This window comes from Pararhizobium sp. A13 (assembly GCF_040126305.1).
Lineage (GTDB): Bacteria > Pseudomonadota > Alphaproteobacteria > Rhizobiales > Rhizobiaceae > Pararhizobium.
This window is the reverse complement of sequence record NZ_CP149511.1, coordinates 714,654-731,249: the sequence shown is the minus strand read 5'-3', so window position 1 is coordinate 731,249 and position 16,596 is coordinate 714,654. Positions and strand designations below refer to the sequence as shown.

16 protein-coding genes and 4 pseudogenes are annotated in these 16,596 nt (G+C 58.4%); 9 read left to right on the top strand and 11 right to left on the bottom strand.

Annotated elements, in window-relative coordinates; all coding sequences use genetic code 11:
* Positions 1–227: 227 nt before the first annotated feature.
* From WI754_RS25060 to WI754_RS25045, 4 genes and pseudogenes are all read left to right on the top strand, one after another.
* Entirely contained in the window at positions 228–797 is a 570-nt protein-coding gene (locus tag WI754_RS25060; RefSeq protein WP_341487963.1) for a hypothetical protein, read from the top strand.
* A gap of 173 nt (positions 798–970) precedes the next feature.
* Positions 971–1,618 (top strand): annotated as a pseudogene (cysC, locus tag WI754_RS25055) (adenylyl-sulfate kinase); the annotation flags it as partial.
* Positions 1,619–2,094: 476 nt separating this feature from the next.
* The gene (locus WI754_RS25050) at positions 2,095–2,886 is read left to right on the top strand and encodes a sulfotransferase family 2 domain-containing protein (RefSeq protein WP_349438062.1); all 792 of its coding nucleotides are present in this window, start codon (positions 2,095–2,097) and stop codon (positions 2,884–2,886) included.
* Between the two features lie 7 nt (positions 2,887–2,893).
* Positions 2,894–3,253, top strand: a pseudogene (locus WI754_RS25045) (hypothetical protein); the annotation flags it as partial.
* Positions 3,254–3,328: 75 nt separating this feature from the next.
* On the opposite strand, the gene WI754_RS25040 reads toward WI754_RS25045, so the two are convergent.
* The 9 genes from WI754_RS25040 to WI754_RS25000 all read right to left on the bottom strand — a co-directional run bounded on the left by WI754_RS25040 (position 3,329) and on the right by WI754_RS25000 (position 11,006).
* Complete coding sequence (locus WI754_RS25040) at positions 3,329–3,508, bottom strand: hypothetical protein (protein ID WP_341487998.1); 180 nt, start codon at positions 3,506–3,508, stop codon at positions 3,329–3,331.
* Positions 3,509–3,689: 181 nt separating this feature from the next.
* The gene (gene iolG, locus WI754_RS25035) at positions 3,690–4,685 is read right to left on the bottom strand and encodes an inositol 2-dehydrogenase (protein WP_341487961.1); all 996 of its coding nucleotides are present in this window, start codon (positions 4,683–4,685) and stop codon (positions 3,690–3,692) included.
* A gap of 67 nt (positions 4,686–4,752) precedes the next feature.
* The gene (locus WI754_RS25030; protein WP_341487960.1) at positions 4,753–5,565 is read right to left on the bottom strand and encodes a 3-methyl-2-oxobutanoate hydroxymethyltransferase; all 813 of its coding nucleotides are present in this window, start codon (positions 5,563–5,565) and stop codon (positions 4,753–4,755) included.
* An 11-nt stretch (positions 5,566–5,576) separates the two neighbouring features.
* Positions 5,577–6,362, bottom strand: coding sequence for a TIM barrel protein (locus tag WI754_RS25025; protein ID WP_341487959.1), 786 nt, complete (start codon positions 6,360–6,362; stop codon positions 5,577–5,579).
* Positions 6,363–6,364: 2 nt separating this feature from the next.
* Positions 6,365–6,676 (bottom strand): MocE family 2Fe-2S type ferredoxin, encoded by a 312-nt coding sequence (locus tag WI754_RS25020; protein WP_341487997.1) that lies wholly within the window; start codon positions 6,674–6,676, stop codon positions 6,365–6,367.
* 162 nt (positions 6,677–6,838) lie between these two features.
* A complete protein-coding gene (locus WI754_RS25015) occupies positions 6,839–7,663 on the bottom strand; it encodes an ATP-binding cassette domain-containing protein (RefSeq protein WP_341487958.1) in 825 nt (274 codons plus the stop codon).
* Complete coding sequence (locus WI754_RS25010; protein WP_341487957.1) at positions 7,663–8,727, bottom strand: ABC transporter permease; 1,065 nt, start codon at positions 8,725–8,727, stop codon at positions 7,663–7,665. The genes WI754_RS25015 and WI754_RS25010 overlap by 1 nt, the downstream gene beginning before the upstream one ends.
* 127 nt (positions 8,728–8,854) lie before the next feature.
* On the bottom strand, positions 8,855–9,841 hold the full coding sequence (locus WI754_RS25005) for a sugar ABC transporter substrate-binding protein (protein ID WP_341487956.1): 987 nt from the start codon (positions 9,839–9,841) through the stop codon (positions 8,855–8,857).
* Between the two features lie 136 nt (positions 9,842–9,977).
* Entirely contained in the window at positions 9,978–11,006 is a 1,029-nt protein-coding gene (locus WI754_RS25000) for a sterol desaturase family protein (protein ID WP_341487955.1), read from the bottom strand.
* A gap of 273 nt (positions 11,007–11,279) precedes the next feature.
* Here WI754_RS25000 and WI754_RS24995 point away from each other — a divergent pair.
* The 4 genes and pseudogenes from WI754_RS24995 to purU all read left to right on the top strand — a co-directional run.
* Positions 11,280–11,378 (top strand): annotated as a pseudogene (locus WI754_RS24995) (hypothetical protein); the annotation flags it as partial.
* 213 nt (positions 11,379–11,591) lie between these two features.
* Entirely contained in the window at positions 11,592–12,326 is a 735-nt protein-coding gene (locus WI754_RS24990) for a substrate-binding domain-containing protein (RefSeq protein WP_349438067.1), read from the top strand.
* 134 nt (positions 12,327–12,460) lie between these two features.
* Positions 12,461–13,690 carry an FAD-dependent oxidoreductase gene (locus WI754_RS24985; protein WP_341487953.1) on the top strand — a complete coding sequence of 410 codons (1,230 nt, stop codon included), beginning with the start codon at positions 12,461–12,463 and terminating at the stop codon, positions 13,688–13,690.
* A 65-nt stretch (positions 13,691–13,755) separates the two neighbouring features.
* On the top strand, positions 13,756–14,640 hold the full coding sequence (purU, locus tag WI754_RS24980; RefSeq protein ID WP_341487952.1) for a formyltetrahydrofolate deformylase: 885 nt from the start codon (positions 13,756–13,758) through the stop codon (positions 14,638–14,640).
* A 34-nt stretch (positions 14,641–14,674) separates the two neighbouring features.
* Here purU and WI754_RS24975 read toward each other — a convergent pair.
* Positions 14,675–14,854: pseudogene (locus tag WI754_RS24975) on the bottom strand (IS30 family transposase); the annotation flags it as partial.
* Between the two features lie 484 nt (positions 14,855–15,338).
* On the opposite strand from WI754_RS24975, the gene WI754_RS24970 reads away from it, so the two are divergent.
* Entirely contained in the window at positions 15,339–16,298 is a 960-nt protein-coding gene (locus WI754_RS24970) for a trypsin-like peptidase domain-containing protein (RefSeq protein WP_341487951.1), read from the top strand.
* Between the two features lie 121 nt (positions 16,299–16,419).
* On the opposite strand, the gene WI754_RS24965 is transcribed toward WI754_RS24970, so the two are convergent.
* Positions 16,420–16,596 carry a hypothetical protein gene (locus WI754_RS24965; protein WP_341487950.1) on the bottom strand — a complete coding sequence of 59 codons (177 nt, stop codon included), beginning with the start codon at positions 16,594–16,596 and terminating at the stop codon, positions 16,420–16,422.

The following is a 16,596-nucleotide window of genomic DNA, read 5'->3' as shown; positions in this document are numbered from 1 at the left end:
AGCATCTCCTCCAGCAGGACGGGCCGCCGCCCTTTGATCGAAGATGGAATGGGTCTCACGCCACCGGGGCGGCGGGATGTTGCAACGAAACGTTGCCATCCGGCGATTAGAAACATTCGCTTACAATTTGCTTTCTTTCTAGAAATGCAACGCTTCGAACAGACGAACCCGAGACAAGAGCGTCCTCTACCTAAACATGAGCGTCAAGCGCCATGGAAGGTATTTCGATGAGACCCATCCTCATGATCATGGGGCTTCTGTCGACGAGCACGCTGACACCGATGGCCAACGCATCCTTCGCGCGCGCCCTCGACGCAACCATGTCACAGCACGAGGCGACGGTGACCGACGAAGGCAAGAATGGCGATGGAACGTCATTGCGTATCGCCGGGCCTGGGAAGGAAAGCGATTTGCCAATTCGGCAGGATCATCGTGACAAGTGGGCGGGAACCGAGCAGTTCGGCGCATGGCAGGCCTATATGACGGCACTGATTGATTTATTCGATCACCCGCAGGTCGGCCGTGAACGCCGGGAGCGACGTACAGAACCCGACGGGCCGCCTCAAACACCGGATGACGCCACGCAGCCGCCATTTTCCGCCGAGAGTCTCGTCGACCGGTTCATTGTGCAGGCTGAGAAGGCTCAAGCTCTAAGCCTAGCCATAGCCACAATAACCTCAAGCGTGGTGATCGCGTCGGAGGCGATCTTCCGCCGCCGGCTCAAGATCGAGTACCAGGCCCGGTCGCAAATGGCTGCCCTCGTGGGGCCAGCGCGAATAATCGACAAGGATGAGTAAGTCATAAGGAATGGATAACAAGGGATACTTTCGTGACCGACCCAACCACGAGCAACCTTCAGAAGACATCCGAACCTCGCACGGACCAGCAGACATGCCCTTGGCGCGGTGCCTCACCTGCGGGGCCGTCGGTGATGGAAAATCCGCGCTCATTGGACGCTTTCCTCACGATACTTGGAGCAGGTGTGATTGATCATCCACTCCGTCATGCACAAAATATCCATCGGCAAGCACTGGGGGTAAACCGAGCAGCACGAGCCGATCTCAAGCATCAGCGCCCTGCAATAATTTGGTTCACGGGCCTTTCGGGTTCGGGAAAATCGACCATCGCCAACTGCTTGGAAAAGATGCTGCACACCGATGGCAAGCACAGCTACCTACTGGATGGGGACAATCTGCGCCACGGATTAAATAAGGACCTCGGATTTACGTCCGAGGATAGAGTAGAAAATATCCGCCGCGTGGCGGAGGTAGCCAATTTGATGGTGGATGCTGGCTTGATTGTGCTTGTTTCCCTAATTTCGCCATTCCGCGCTGAACGGCAATTGGCACGCGAAATGATGGAGCCAGGCGAATTCATAGAAGTCTTCGTCGATACACCAATCGAAGAATGCGCCCGCCGTGATACCAAGGGTCTCTACCGGAAAGCCAAGGCTGGCCAAATTCGCAATTTCACTGGCATAGACTCGCCATATGAAGCGCCAGAACATCCCGAGCTTCACCTTCGTACCATGGGGAAAAATGCAGCTTGCTTGGCCGCTGAGATACGGGCCTTTATGGAAAGTCGCCTAGAAATTGAGAATTTATCTGGGATGATTTGAATAACAGCAGCACGGTCGCCGAACGAATTCGCACGGCTAGCCGACACAGAACTCGGGGACCTTTCCGGCTGTCCAACGAGTGTTTCTGCCAGCCTTGGCGTCGCAACCATCCAACCGTCCACATCAAAGTCCGCCCAACTGATCGCAATGGCCGACCGTGCTCTCCTCCTTAACGCGGCGCAAGACGTTTACTCCGGTTTGGGCTCGCAGCGAGATCGAGAGTGTTGGAAGGCTCGCCACGCTGGTGGCTGGCCCTTTGATGGGTTGCACGTGTCCAGCGCACAAAACAGAGGCTGCGCTTCTCCGGATGCGACGCAAGGGCGCCGATCACGGTCGAGCTGGTGCTCAACCGAAAATACCCGGCTATCGGCATTTGCATTTTCTCGAATATTCGACATTTCAGCGTTTCATAAGTTACAAATCATCACAATTGGAAACATGAAAGCAACACCACGAAAAACACAAGACAATATCTGATGATATTACACAAATTATCAACACAGATGCATACTTATGGACGGCGTAGATTGATAATAAACTACTCGAAAAAATTTACATTTGTCCACGTACCAAAAACCGGAGGCAGTTCGGTAGCTTTATTTCTAGCCCCGTATCTGGGTCAGAATGATCTACAAATTGGCACTTGGCAGGAATGCGTGGATGCAGGGATCAGACCGAACAGCCGATTTTACAGAGATGTGTTTGGACCATCCCGCATCGTTTCAACCCTGTCGTCCCTTACAAGAGCTTCCGACCGGATAGAGGCGCTCAGCTTTTCGCAAAAAAAGAAATACAGAGCTACTCTCGGAGTGCAGCCGGCTCACGCTGGCGCAACACGCATAAAGGCCTTCGATCCTGGGGCATGGGAGCAGCATTTTAAGTTCTGCTTCGTTCGCAATCCGTTCTCCAGGATGGTTTCATACTGGAGGTGGCACGAGGGCAACCGAGAAAAGGCGGGGAAGGCTCCACGAGGTTTCAAGGATTTTCTTTGGCATCTCACGCAAGATGACAATCTCATTGCGGATGCGTTCGAAATGTATTCGATCGACGGCCAGCTTTCTGTCGATTACGTCGGGAGATTCGAAAACCTCCTGGAGGACATGAGGCAGATATGCAACGCGATCAATATCCCCTTTAACGAGAACGCTTTCCCACATGCGAAACGGGGACGATCACTGACGTATAGGGATTTCTATGGCGTTGAGGAACGCCAGATCGTCGAGAAGCTTTCACAGCGAGAAATTGATGCATTCCGCTACGTATTTTAAGGGAGTCTCGTTCAAGTTCCATTTCGACCTCGACGATTGGCGGATGCTGAAATTCTTCTTCTATCTGTCCGACGTCGATGGAGATGCCGGTCCGCATGTCTATGTGCGCGGCAGCCACAACCGCAGGCTTATGAAGCATCAGCTGACGCTGCTCGTCGGCCACCCAGCGAAAGAAGTGCTCGGGTTCTATGGCGAAGACAGCGCCGTCACTCTGACCGGAAAGGCCGGCTCCGGTTTCGTTGAGGACCCTTTCGGCTTCCACATGGGAACATTGGCAAAGCAAACACCGCGCCTAATGATGGAAGTCGGCCTCGGCGTGTCGAAACCATCCAAGCGCCGCTTTCATGGCGAGCCGGTGATACGGTAAGTAGCGCTGGAAATCCTCGCCCAACCGGTGAAGATGTCGTGGTCCCATAAATCGGCGGACATGATCTCCCACTTTTTAAGTGTGAGGAACAATGGCCCGGCGACGCAGTTCGTCTTGAAACAAGGCCCGTAGGTCCCGGAACGATCGAAACCCTAATAGACGCGTCAACCTGTACGCGGTTGACTGAGACACACCACATCTACTCGCAACAGAGCCGGCGCTTTCGAAAGCGGCGCAGTCCGGCCGCTCCAGCATCGCCTTCGCCAGAACAGCCGGTTTTCCGGGAAGTATGATCTTCCCGGAAACGATCAAGGATTTGAGCTCCGGAATCGACTTCGGCGGTAAGGTGCCAGGCGTGAACGCCATTGTATGTCTCCTCTGCCAAGAGCCACTTCCGTTTGCGATTGATGATCCGCGATCAACCAATCTCAGCGCTTTAAATGCTTGCCAAACTCACACTCTGACCAGACTTGGCCGAGCGTGTAGCAGCTTCCGCGACGGCGAGCGCGTTGACGCCATCGTCGAGCGTGACGGGCAGCGCCGATCCCGCGTTGACAGCGTCCACAAATGCTGCCCACTCTGCAGAGTAGGCGCGCATGTAGCGTTCCAGGAAAAAGAACTCTGGCTTTGCGGAAGCGACACCGTCCTTCGTCGCCTTCGAAACTGTGTTTTCAAGGACGTTGCCCGCCGAGAGAAGCCCCTCCGAGCCAAGCAGCTCAACGCGCTGGTCATAGCCATAGACCGCGCGACGGCTGTTCTTGATGACCGCGATCCGACCGTCCGCAAAATGCAGCGTCACCACCGCGGTATCCACGTCGCCGGCCGCACCGATCTCTGGATCAACAATCGAGCTTCCAACTGCCGTTACCGTCTCCGGCAAACCGCCCATCAGCCAGCACGCCATGTCGAAGTCGTGGATCATCATGTCGCGGAACAAGCCGCCCGACACCTTGACGTAGGAAACCGGCGGCGGCGCGGGATCGAACGACGTCACAGACAACAACTCGGTCTTTCCGATCTCGCCGCGATCGACAGCAGCCTTGAGCGCCGCGAAATTAGGATCGAAGCGACGGTTGAAGCCGATCATGACCGGACGCCCGTTTTTCGCTGCCACCTTTTGGCAGGCGCGTGCCCGCTCGAGGCTCAGGTCGACCGGCTTTTCGCAGAGCACAGCCTTACCGGCGGCTGTCGCAGCTTCGATCAGGTCAGAATGGGTATCGGTGGACGTGGCAACGAGCACAGCGTCGATCGACGGGTCGTTGATGATGTCGTCCGTGGCTTTCGCCTCGGCCCCATATTGACCTGCGAGCTTTCGCGCCGCGTCCATGTTGACATCCGAGACTGCAACCAACTTGCTGCCGGGATGCGAGGAGATTGCCTTTGCGTGCACGTTGCCGATGCGGCCGGCGCCAAGGAGGCCAACTTTGAGCATTTCAATTCCTTTCAATGAGCGGTCGAAGGCCGCTTGTTCTTCCTGATTTCGATAATGTTGGTGGCCGTTAAGCCTCGATGCTGGCCCGGAAGCGCGTGAACTCAGCGTCTGTTATAGGCACGGCATGCCGCGGAGCTGGATAGGCGCCTGTCTCGACGTCCGAGATGAACTCCTTGAAGGCGGCCACCCGTTCCTGCTGCAGCCGCTCGAATTCGGCTGCGAAGTTGCGATAGGTCTTTGCGTGCCTTGGTTTGTGGCCGGTCGTATGGCCGAGCACGTCCTCAGCGAAGAGGTATTGTGCGTCGGCTCCGGCTCCCGCGCCCATACCGAGCATGATCATCGGCGTGCTCTTCGAGATCACCTCACCGACGCGATCAGGAACGACTTCCAGTTCCGCGCCGAAGCAGCCGATCGCTTCTAGCCGCTTCACGTGATCCCATACCGCCTTGGCGCTCTCGGCAGTTTTGCCGACCGCCTTGAAGCCGCCCGTCCAGGTGGCTTGCGAGGGGATCAAGCCGACATGCGCGATCACCGGAACGGCGTTGTCGCAAAGCGCTTTCTGGATATCGAGCGAGGCGGCGCAATAGACACAATCTGCGCCGACCGCCATGAAGCGGAATGCCTCGCGCAGATAGTCTTCGGCGGTGGCGAGGTTACCGAACGGTCCGAAGGGCAGCCCCACCTGGACGAAGCAATTTCCGGCAGCCTCACGCATTTCTGCGCTGAAGAAACGCCCTTCGATCGAAAGCATGTCGATGCCGGCGGCGGCGGCCGCCTTGGCTTCTTCGAGCGTCGTGACATAGAGCATGGAGATCTTCTGGCCCCGCGCCTTCATGGCACGGATGTCAGCGACAGTCGGACGGGTGTGATAGAGGCCCATTGGCTTACCTTTCAAACTGTGAATGCGTTGCGGAAGGCCTCGAGCGCGGCGTCCGCGTCGCCGGCGGCGAAGGCTTCCATGCCGACCGGACCGGAATAGCCCATCGTCTTCAATGCTTTCGCGATGCCATGCCAGTTCACTTCACCTGTTCCGGGTTCGCACCGTCCGGGGACGTCGGCGACCTGAATTTCGCCAATCCACGGCAGAGACTTACGGCACAACTCGATCAGATTCCCTTCGCCAATCTGTGCGTGATAGAGATCAAGATTGAGCCGCAGACGCGGATGGTTCACAGCCGAAACGAGAGCCAAGGTGTCTTCTGCGCGGCCGAATGGCACGCCCGGATGATCGACTGGCAGATTCAGGTTTTCCAGAGTGAATGTCACGCCCTCGTCTTCGGCCAGGTCCACAATTCGGCAAAGCGTGTCGCGCGCTTTCAACCACATCGTGCCAGTAACGACGTCAATTGGCTGAACGGGCAGGCCGCCATCCCCCAGACCCGTTCCGTGTAGATTGAGGCGCTGCACACCAAGGCGCTTGCCGACCTGCGCCGTTTCCCGCGCGGTCCTCAAGAGTTCCGCCGCGCCCTCATCATCCGTCAGCCGGCCACGCAGGTAACCATTCATGATGGTAAAGGTGGCACCCGTCGCTTCCAGTTTTGCCAGATCATGATCCGGCCAATTCCAAAGGCCAACTCCAAAGCCCAAGTCTTTCAGCCGGCTGGCGCGCCACTCTATCGGGCGATCGCGCCACAGCATCTCGGCGCAGGCGGCAAGTGCGAATAATCCTGTTGTCATGTTTAAATCTCGATAAATACGCGGTCGTTTTCGACTCTGACCGCAAATGTTTTCAGGTTGATGCAAACCGGCATCCGCATCGCTTCACCCGTGCGATAGTCAAACACGCCGTTATGCTTCGGACATTCGATCGAATGGTCCATTACCAGCCCGTCGGCCAGATGCACCTTCTCGTGCGTGCAAAGGCCGTCCGTGCAGTAAAAGTCGTCTTCCGGGCTCCGAAAAATGCAGAATGTTCGACCCTGATGATCGAACCGGATAACTTCTTCCTGCTCCACATCGTCGGTTCCACAGGCTTCCACCCATTGAGGCATGGCACGAATACTTTCTTGTCTGTTGTCGATTAGGGGGCCAGCGGCCCGGACCAGCTGTATCCGGGCCGCCGGGGAGGTCCGCACGTGGAGGTGTGCGGACTGGGAGAACTCACTGAGCACGGGCCCTGCGGATGGCATGCCCGCTGCGGTGTTCATGCCGCCTCACGGCGCATGCGTTGCCGCTTTTGGATGATCTGGGCTTGTGACCATATAGCTTTCGATCTCCGCCTCCAGTTCGGCCATCTGCTCACCGCCGGCCATGAGATCGGTGATCTCTTCCCGGCTCTTTTCGCCCTTGCGGAAGTCCGCAGCCTTGGAGCCTCGGATGAGGACGGCGAAGTGGTCGCCAACAGTCAGGGCATGGATGACATTGTGGGTAATGAAGACCACGGCAATGCCCTTCTGGCGTGCTTGAAGGACGATGCGCAGGACGTGGGCTGCTTCCTTCACCCCAAGCGCAGCTGTGGGCTCATCAAGGATCAGGAGTTTTGCCCCGAAGTGAACAGCTCGGGCGATCGCCAAAGCCTGACGCTCGCCGCCCGAGAGGCCACCGACGAGGCGATCTCCATCGTCGATACGTGTGATTCCGAGTTCGCGCATTTCTCTCACGGCGACCTCGTTGGCATGCTTGCGGTCGAAAACCGTAAAAGGTCCGACGCGCTTCGTCGGTTCGGCACCGACGAAGAATGATCGGCCGATGCTCATCAGCGGGAACGTACCCCCGAACTGGTGGACGGTCGCAATCCCATCATTGCTGGCGTCGCGGGGGCCGTCGAACGTGACGGCGTTGCCATTGATTTCCATGCTGCCGGATGTCGGCTTGTGGACACCTGAGAGAATCTTGATCAGCGTGGACTTGCCGGCACCGTTGTCGCCGAGCAGGCAGAGGACTTCGCCAGCATTCACCTCGAGCGAGATGTCGTGAAGCACATCGATCGGGCCAAATGACTTGTTGATGCCGGTCAGCTTGAGCAGGGGCGTTGCCATCAGCGGGTCCCTTTCTTGGAGCGCGGCGCGTAGTTGAGCGCCATGGTGCGGAAGGTGTTGTTCATGAGCACGGCCGCAAGCAGCAGGACGCCGATGATCAGGCTCGCCCAGTTGGCATCGAAGCCCGTATAGAAAATGCCCTGGTTGACGACCGAGAAGGTGAGCGTGCCGAGCACGATGCCGACGACCGAACCATAGCCGCCGGTCAGCAGCACGCCGCCGATAACGACCGCGATGATCGAATTGAAGATGAACGACTGTCCCGCCGCGACCTGCGCGCTGTTATAGAGAATCGCCTGGCAAAGCCCAACAAAAGCGGCGCAAAGACCGCTGCCGACGAAGAGCGAGATCGTCAGGCGCTCCGTCGGGATGCCGGCATTGCGGGCGCTCACCTGATCGCCGCCCAAAGCGAGGATCCAGTTGCCGTAGCGCGAGAAGCTGAGAATGAAACCGATCATCAGGACAAAGGCGATCCACCAGAAAATCGTGACCTGAAATTTTCCGGCCACGAAGTGGCCGAGCAGAAACTTGGCGACCGGCCCGCTTTTGAGCGCGACGCTGGTGCTTCCGGCGAGGATTACCGACAGGCCGAGCGTGAGACCGGCCACTGCGAACAGAGTTGCGAGCGTCACAACGAAGGACGGGACCTTGGTCCGGATCACCAGCACGCCGTTGAGATAGCCCACGGCCACGCCGAGACAGAGCGCAGCGACGATGCCGACCGCAATCGGCAACTGATAATAGCCCGACACGATGGCGATCGTCATGGAACTTGCGGGGATGACCGATCCAACCGAGAGATCGAGATGCCCGGCGATCATCAGCAGCCCGACGGGAAGCGCGATGATCCCCAGTTCGGCAGCGACGTTGAGCCAGCTTGCGGCGCCACCGGCAGTCAGGAAGTTAGCGCCGCCGAAGATCGAGAAGAAGGTGAAGACCGCAATAAGCCCGATGAGCGAGCCTGTTTCCGGTCGGCGCACGAGGCTGCCGAACGAGGGCTTCGAAGCGCTCGAGACCGGCGCGACCGCTCCATCGATGGGTTGAGCAAGCGTTTGAGATTTCATGGTTAGACCCTCTGGGGCTGTAAACTCTATGTTCGTTGGGGCGTCGTCGCGCCTGTCGCGGACGACACCCGCGAAGTTGTCCGGCCCTTGGTGATTCCCGCCGGGCCGGACATTCATAGTCGAGACGTCAGCGAGCGCCTGCCGCCACACCGTTCAGCGTTGCGTCGATATTCGAGGAATCGATGATGCCCGGACCGGTCAAGATCGGCTTCGTCGGCAGATCGAGCCCGAAATTGACGTAGCTGTTGAGCAGCGACACAGCGAGATAGCCCTGCAGGTAGGGCTGCTGGTCGATCGCGAAGAGCTGCGTGCCGTCCTTGATGCGCTGCAAGGCCGTTTCGTCCATGTCGAACGTGCCGAGTTTAACCTTGTCAGCAACGCCGGCCTGCATGATGGCATTGGCGGCACTGTTACCGTCGCCGGCACTGATCGTGATCACGCCGTCGATGGTCGGGTCCTTCAGCAGGGCCGCCTTAATGGCTTCGGCCACTGCGGTCGGATTGCCGAAGCTGGTGGACGGCAGCGGCAGTTGGGCTGCCTTGCCCCCATTCGCACCGACACCTTCTTCAATGCCACCGCAACGTGCCTCGGTGTTGGCTGCACCTGGCAGCGTGTTGACACAGAGGACGTTCTTGCCGCCTTCCTGGCCGAAATACTGGCCGCCGGCGACGCCGGCCACACGCTCATCGCTGCCGATATAGTTCATGGCGCCCAGATTGTTGGCCGCATCCATGCCGCCAGCATTGTAGATCATCAGCGGAACCTTCGCATCGACGACTGCCTTGAAGGCCTCGTCCATGGCTTCCGGTACCCAGTCCGGACCGACGATGGCGCTGGGATTCTGGCTGAGCGCCGTGCGGATAAGATCGGCAGCGTCAGGACCCAAATTGTCGTAGTTCTGCGGACCCAGCCAGGTCACCGTGCCGCCCGTCAGTTCCACGACCTTGGCGGCGTCATCGGCCCCCTTCTTGACCTTGGACCAGAACGGGTCATCGGCCTTGCCACCAATGACAAAGATTTTTGCTCCCTTGGTCTCCGCCAGAACCACGGTGGCGCTTGTCGCCATCATGGTTGCAGCGACCGCGACCGTCAAAAGGCGCTTCAGTTTGTTCATGTCTTCCTCCTCCTAATTGCCGTCACCTGACGGTTTCAATAAATGCTGAATGGGCAAGGTGGTTGGCGATTGATGTCCAACCCACAGAGACCCGGCACTCCTCAACCGGATTTCTGTCTTCGTCGCCTCCCGAGACTCACCTTTGGGTCAGAGTCTCGGCACTTTTGGCATTGAGCCGCGCTTTCTTTTCCTGGAACCGGGCCTGCATCTGGGCGTCACCTTCCTTGGTGCCGTCGTGCCAGGTGCCAAGCCACTTATCGAGCGGGATCAGTCCGTCGCCGCCGTAGTTCACCTCGAAGTATTTATGGTGCAGGTAGTGAGCATAGGCGTGGCTATCGACCGCGGTTTCGTCGGTGATCTCGAGCTTTTCGAAGCCAATGTGACCATTGACCGCGCCAAAGCCGGCAATGTGCAACTGAAAGAGCGCCACGATCGGATTGGACGGGATGACGAGATGCCAGAGGGCCACGGCGTGATAGAGAAATCCTTCCACCGGATGCATGGACAGCGATGACCAGGGAGAGGGATTGACCGAATTGTGGTGGACGGAATGGATCCACTTGTAGAGCAGCGGCGTGTGGATCAGCCGGTGGATAATAAAGAAATGCACCTCGTGAATGACCGGCGCGATGAAGACGAGTGCGGCCAGGTAGTAGGGATGCTCGTCCCAATTGACCCAGGAAGCGGAGCCGTTCGCGAAGGACCAGAGCATCAGCACTTCGACGACAGTCCAAAGCGGGATCGAGACGAAGAAACTGCGCATGAAGTTGTCGATGTTCTGGCTCTTGAACCAGAAGACGTCAGACGGCTGCTCAGATGGAAATTTGACGTTGTATTTGAAGCGATTTCCCTGAACACGCTTCACATAGTAGAAAAGCTCGATAGAGCCATACATGACAAAGATCGCGGCCGCGTTGACCGCATACAGATAAAGCGGCCAGCCCCAGCTCAATGTCTTGATCGTCTCGACATCGGGAACGACCAGATACCAATAGGCGAGGGCGGTCGCCATATGGAATGCGTTCCACGGCCAGAGGTATTCCGGAAGCCAATGCAGCACTTTGAGGACTTTCGGTGGCCAAGCCCAGAAGGGCGCGACCTCGATGCGTCCATTGGGCGACCAATCACCCCGCTTGTTTCGTGTGCCAAACTTCAGATCGTCCATTTCAATCCTCCGGTGAGCAACGTGCGTTGCTCGACAGCAGCTTTGATGTTTCAGGGAGAGCCGCGCTGCAGACAGCCAGAGACGCTCGGCGCCCAGCCGAGCCCGCCTGGCAGTCTTCATTGATGTCGCTGCTACCTCCCTTAACGGCTGGGCTTCCCGAAGCCGTTTGTCTGCATAAACTAAAGGACTTGATGTTGATCAATGCAAGTGATTATTGATATGGTTAGATACAAACGTATCATCTATATCAACAGCCTGCCAAATTGATACGAAATGATACGAGGAGCGGCGATGACACGTCCGACGATACGAGATCTAGCGAATGCTGCAGGCGTATCCATGGCCACTGCAAACCGAGTGATCGGAGGTAGCGGCAACGTGAAGCAATCGACAATGCAGCGCGTAAAAGACGCGGCGCAGGAAATCGGATTCTACGGTCTGGGCACGATCGACAGTCGGGTCGCCGCTGCACGAGCAAGGTACCGTTTCGGTTTCCTATTGCATCAGCCATCCCGGCCATTTTACCTCAACCTCGCGCAGGCACTACGATTGGCATCCGAACGAATAACCGATTGCTCGATCGAATTGCGCATCGAGCTTCTCGACGACTTGTCGCCGCAGAATACCGCGTCAAGGATGCTTTTGCTTTCCGAGACCTGTGACGCTGTTGGCGTCGTTGCAGCGGTTCATCCTCTCGTGCTTGAAGCGGTTGAGACTTTGCAGCATCAGGGCAAGCCGGTCTTTGCGCTGATTTCACAGATCGCGCCAACCGGCCAGGTCCACTTCATCGGTCTCGATAATTGGAAGGTCGGGCGCACGGCCGCCTGGATGTTCGAGCACGTCTGCGATCAGCCAGGCAAACTTGGAATTCTCGTCGGCAATCCGCGATACCAATGCCAGGAGATGAATGAGAGCGGATTTCGATCCTATTTTCGGGAATTTGCGTCCGATTTCACCATTCTCGAACCACGTTCGACGTTTGAGTCAAAAGCCGTCGCTGAGGAAATGACGGAGAATTTGCTGAAGGAGCACCCAGATCTCAGGGGCTTGTATGTTGCTGGCGGGGGTATCTCCGGCGCTCTGGAAGCATTGAGGGCGACCGGCAATGCCGGAAAAGTCATGCTGGTCGGCTACGAACTGATGGAAGTTACAAAACAGGCTTTGCTCGATGGGACAATGACATTTGTCATCTCTCATCCGCTCGGCCGCCTCGCTGACGAAGCCTTGACAGGCATGGTTCGTTCAGTGAAGGCGAAAGGTGGTGGTGGCAACTTCACCAGTGTCCTCCCGTTCGAGATCTATACGCGAGAGAACATCTGACGGCAATCTTGCCCTCTGAGATGTTTCAACTCATTTTCGATCATTTTGATATGTTTTGATACTTAATATCATCAGCATATTGGCCCTTCGAAGGACATGGCGTATGGTCTGCCTATGCTCGGGAGGCTACATTTATGGCAGAACAAATCGTCATCATCGGCGCCGGCGAATGCGGTGGCCGGGCTGCAATCTCCATTCGGGAAAGAGGGTTTGAAGGTTCGATAACGCTGATCGGCCGCGAAAACTTGGCTCCCTATGAGCGGCCGCCATTGTCCAAAGACGCGATCCTTCTCCCAACCGAGCCAAAGTTCATTGCGGAAGCAGACCGTTTCGCTTCGCTTGCCATAGATTTACGGCTCGGCGTATCTGCAACCAGCCTCGACCGGCGCCACAGGTCTGTTGCTCTCTCCGACGGAACGTCCGTTTTTTATGACAAGCTGCTTCTGGCCACTGGCGCTCGGCCGCGTGGTCTGCCCATGGTCCTCGCCCCGAGCGAGCGCGTCCGAACCCTGCGCAGCCACGCAGACGCGATGGCGATACGCTCTTGCCTAGGATCAGGCCGGCACGTGGCGATCATTGGCGGCGGATTCATCGGCCTTGAACTTGCGGCGAGCGCGCGGAAGCTTGGCACCTCGGTGTCGCTGATCGAGGGCCTGCCCCGCATTCTTTCGCGCGGCGTCCCCTTGGAGATCGCGGAAGCCGTAGCCTCACGCCACCAAGCCGAAGGCGTCGACATCTTCTGCAGCGCGCGCATTACCAAGATCGAACAAACTGGGGACCTTGTGCACGTTTTTCTGGAGGATGGTCCTGCAATCCAAGCGGATCTTCTGGTTGTCGGCATTGGGTCGATCCCGAACACCGAACTTGCCGCCGAAGCAGGATTGGTAGTCGACAACGGCATTGCTGTCGATGACCATCTGCAAACAAGTGACCCGGACATTTATGCCGCCGGTGACTGTTGTTCCTTCCCGATTGATCATTATGGCGGTCGCCGCATCCGGCTTGAGTCCTGGCGCAGCGCCCAGGAGCAAGGGCTTCTTGCCGCTGCCAACATGATGGGTGCTAAGGAAACCAGCGCCACCGTGCCGTGGTTCTGGTCGGATCAGTATGATTTTACTTTGCAGGTCGCGGGGCTTGCCGAGGGTGCTGTGACGACGGTACGACGTGATCTTTCTGCCGAGGCATTCATCCTCTTTCACCTGGCCGGCGATGGCCGCCTGCTTGCCGCAAGCGGCATCGGACCGGGCAATGCGATCGCGCGCGATATCCGGCTCGCCGAGATGCTGATCGCCGCCGGCCGCCATCCCGATCCCGCCGCGCTCGCCGCACCCGAGATCAAGCTGAAACAACTGCTCGCCGCCTGATCCTTTCACCTTGTCAATATCAACCTGAATAGCCCGCGCGGTTGCGGTCTCGACTGAGGATTGTCATGACCTCCTATGTGCTTACCGTTTCCTGCAAATCGACCCGCGGCATCGTCGCCGCGATCACCGGCTATCTCGCCGAGAAGGGTTGCAACATCGTCGACAGTTCGCAGTTCGACGACCTCGAAACGGGCCTGTTCTTCATGCGCCTCAGTTTCGCCAGCCAGGAAGGCATCACGCAAGAGGAACTGGAAAAGGGCTTCGCCGCCGTCACCGAGCGCTTCACGATGAAAGCGCAGTTCCACGACAGCAGGCACCGCATGAAGGTGCTTTTGATGGTGTCGCGCTTCGGCCACTGCCTCAACGACCTGCTCTATCGCTGGAAGATCGGCGCGCTGCCGATCGACATCGTCGGCGTCGTCTCCAACCACTTTGATTACCAGAAGGTGGTCGTCAACCACGACATCCCCTTCCACCACATCCCGGTGACCAAGGCCAACAAGGCGCAGGCCGAAGCCCGCATCATGGACGTGGTCGAGCAGACCGGCACCGAGCTGATCGTGCTGGCCCGCTACATGCAGATTCTGTCGGATTCCATGTGCCAGAAGATGTCGGGCCAGATCATCAACATCCACCACTCCTTCCTGCCGTCGTTCAAGGGTGCCAACCCGTACAAGCAGGCCTATGAGCGCGGCGTCAAGCTGATCGGCGCGACGGCGCACTACGTCACCGCCGACCTCGATGAAGGCCCGATCATCGAGCAGGATATCGCCCGCATCACCCATGCGCAGTCGGCCGAGGACTACGTCTCGATCGGCCGCGACGTCGAAAGCCAGGTGCTGGCGCGGGCCGTGCACGCCCACATCCACCACCGGACCTTCATCAACGGCAACCGCACCGTCGTCTTCCCGGCAAGCCCGGGCTCCTATGCGTCCGAGCGCATGGGCTGAGCTATGGCAAAACCGACGTTGATCGCAAACTTGGGCCATGGCGACGTCGGGCGTGCCGCCGCCGGCGCCTGGCGCAATGTTCCGGCAGATGTCGCCACAGCCTGATCGCGTGACCATCCGCTGACTAGGCGAACGTGTCGATCGTCTCATGGCTGACGCAGATCGGATGCCGCTCCAGCCGCAGCCAACCGGCAATCTGCTGCGGCGACCAGCCATGCATGATCCTCTCGATAACCGATTGCCGCAGGTGCGAGAACCGGGCGAGTTTGCGCAGCTTGGCAGCGTTGCCTTGTCCGACAAAGTTCAACAGCAACTTCATAGGATCTCGTAGAAAGGTGCGGCAGGTCAGTTCGGCTCCTACAGCGCGTTCCGACATCGTGCTGATGCCTCGGGCGCGAAGGACTTGGTTGGGCAGTGCCAACGAAAGTTGACACTACCGTGTCTCCTGCGATCGTCTGACGCAACCCAAGAAGCCGAGCCTCGCGCCATAGCTGATCTTTATGCGCAACTCCGCATCTTCGGGCACGCGCAGGGACGTCCCGGAATTGACTGTCAGATTACCCCTCTCGCTTGAAACCCATGATCCCCGGCCTCACCTATATATCAACTCAACAATGGCGCACTGACAGCATCCTTTGTCACAGGCCGCTGCCGGTCCTCTACAGAACGCGTCCGCGGACGCCGGAGGGCAACTTCATATGGGATTCATTGATCAGAACATCGTGCCCGCAGAAGACGGCGGTCTGCTCGATGCGTATTCGAGTACGGTCGCCAGCGCGGTCGATCTTGTCGGTCCGACTGTCAGCCGCATCGAACGGATCGGCGGACGAGGCGGGCACGGGTCGGGTTTCGCGATCTCTCCCGACGGTTTGATCGTTACCAACAACCACGTCGTCGAAGACGCGCGATCCGTGCGGATCACCACCCCCGACGGCTTCGTGACCGAGGGCAGGGTGCTCGGCCGGGATCCCGATACGGACGTCGCGCTGATCAGGGCCAATACCAGCGTCGGTGCATGGGCAACACTCGGGGATTCCAAACGATTGAAGCGAGGCCATATCGCGATTGCGATCGGCAATCCTCTGGGCTTCGAGTGGACAGTCACCGCGGGGATCATTTCCGCGCTTGGCCGCTCGATGCGCGCGGCCAACGGGCGTCTCATCGATGACGTCATCCAGACGGACGCGGCACTCAATCCTGGCAATTCGGGCGGGCCTCTCGTGTCGTCGAGCGGCGAGGTGGTCGGCGTCAACACCGCCGTCATCCAGGGTGCCCAGGGCATCGCGTTCGCCGTCGCCTCGAACACCGCGCAGTATGTGGTCTCGGAACTCCTGCGTTTCGGCAAGGTCCGCCGGGCGCTCATCGGCATTGCCGCCGACACCATCGAGCTCCACCGCCGTGTGGCGCTGCAGGCAGGTGTGACACAGATAACGTCCGTCCGATTGCGGCGGGTAGAGCCAGGCAGCCCGGCAGAAAAGGGCGGCCTGCAGGAAGGCGACCTCGTTCTGGCTATCAACGGCAGCCCTGTAGCTGGTGTGGACGACGTCCTGCGCCTGATGGACGGCGATCGGATCGGGCAGGAAACCGCGTTTCTGATTTTCTCGGTGCAGGGGGCAATCGAGACAAAGTACGTGACGCCGACGGCACGGCCGCTGTAGGAGCCCACGTCAATAATTCCCTCCATCAGAGCATGAGCAGATCGATCTAATTCTTTAAAGCCATTCAAGGAGCTATGGCGGTCGGCGCGGCAGGTGCAATTCCAGACCACGTATGGCTCGATCAAGCAGCGTGTGCCAGTGCGACAAGCGCGGCCTCCAGATCGGGATTCCGCTCGCCCGTCGTCCGCTTCACTGTCGCGTACACGCTCTCCAGCTCCACATAAGGGATACCGTGAGCCTCGGCGCACTCGATAACGAGCCTTGGCCGAACGTCGGTGAAATAGGTGGTTACGTGCAC

Bases quoted from the DNA above. Each gene is read 5' to 3' on its own strand.
- WI754_RS25060 (WP_341487963.1), top strand. From the start codon at position 228: ATGAGACCCATCCTCATGATCATGGGGCTTCTGTCGACGAGCACGCTG.
- WI754_RS25050 (WP_349438062.1), top strand. From the start codon at position 2,095: ATGATATTACACAAATTATCAACACAGATGCATACTTATGGACGGCGT.
- WI754_RS25040 (WP_341487998.1), bottom strand. From the start codon at position 3,508: ATGCTGGAGCGGCCGGACTGCGCCGCTTTCGAAAGCGCCGGCTCTGTT.
- iolG (WP_341487961.1), bottom strand. From the start codon at position 4,685: ATGCTCAAAGTTGGCCTCCTTGGCGCCGGCCGCATCGGCAACGTGCAC.
- WI754_RS25030 (WP_341487960.1), bottom strand. From the start codon at position 5,565: ATGGGCCTCTATCACACCCGTCCGACTGTCGCTGACATCCGTGCCATG.
- WI754_RS25025 (WP_341487959.1), bottom strand. From the start codon at position 6,362: ATGACAACAGGATTATTCGCACTTGCCGCCTGCGCCGAGATGCTGTGG.
- WI754_RS25020 (WP_341487997.1), bottom strand. From the start codon at position 6,676: ATGCCTCAATGGGTGGAAGCCTGTGGAACCGACGATGTGGAGCAGGAA.
- WI754_RS25015 (WP_341487958.1), bottom strand. From the start codon at position 7,663: ATGGCAACGCCCCTGCTCAAGCTGACCGGCATCAACAAGTCATTTGGC.
- WI754_RS25010 (WP_341487957.1), bottom strand. From the start codon at position 8,727: ATGAAATCTCAAACGCTTGCTCAACCCATCGATGGAGCGGTCGCGCCG.
- WI754_RS25005 (WP_341487956.1), bottom strand. From the start codon at position 9,841: ATGAACAAACTGAAGCGCCTTTTGACGGTCGCGGTCGCTGCAACCATG.
- WI754_RS25000 (WP_341487955.1), bottom strand. From the start codon at position 11,006: ATGGACGATCTGAAGTTTGGCACACGAAACAAGCGGGGTGATTGGTCG.
- WI754_RS24985 (WP_341487953.1), top strand. From the start codon at position 12,461: ATGGCAGAACAAATCGTCATCATCGGCGCCGGCGAATGCGGTGGCCGG.
- purU (WP_341487952.1), top strand. From the start codon at position 13,756: ATGACCTCCTATGTGCTTACCGTTTCCTGCAAATCGACCCGCGGCATC.
- WI754_RS24970 (WP_341487951.1), top strand. From the start codon at position 15,339: ATGGGATTCATTGATCAGAACATCGTGCCCGCAGAAGACGGCGGTCTG.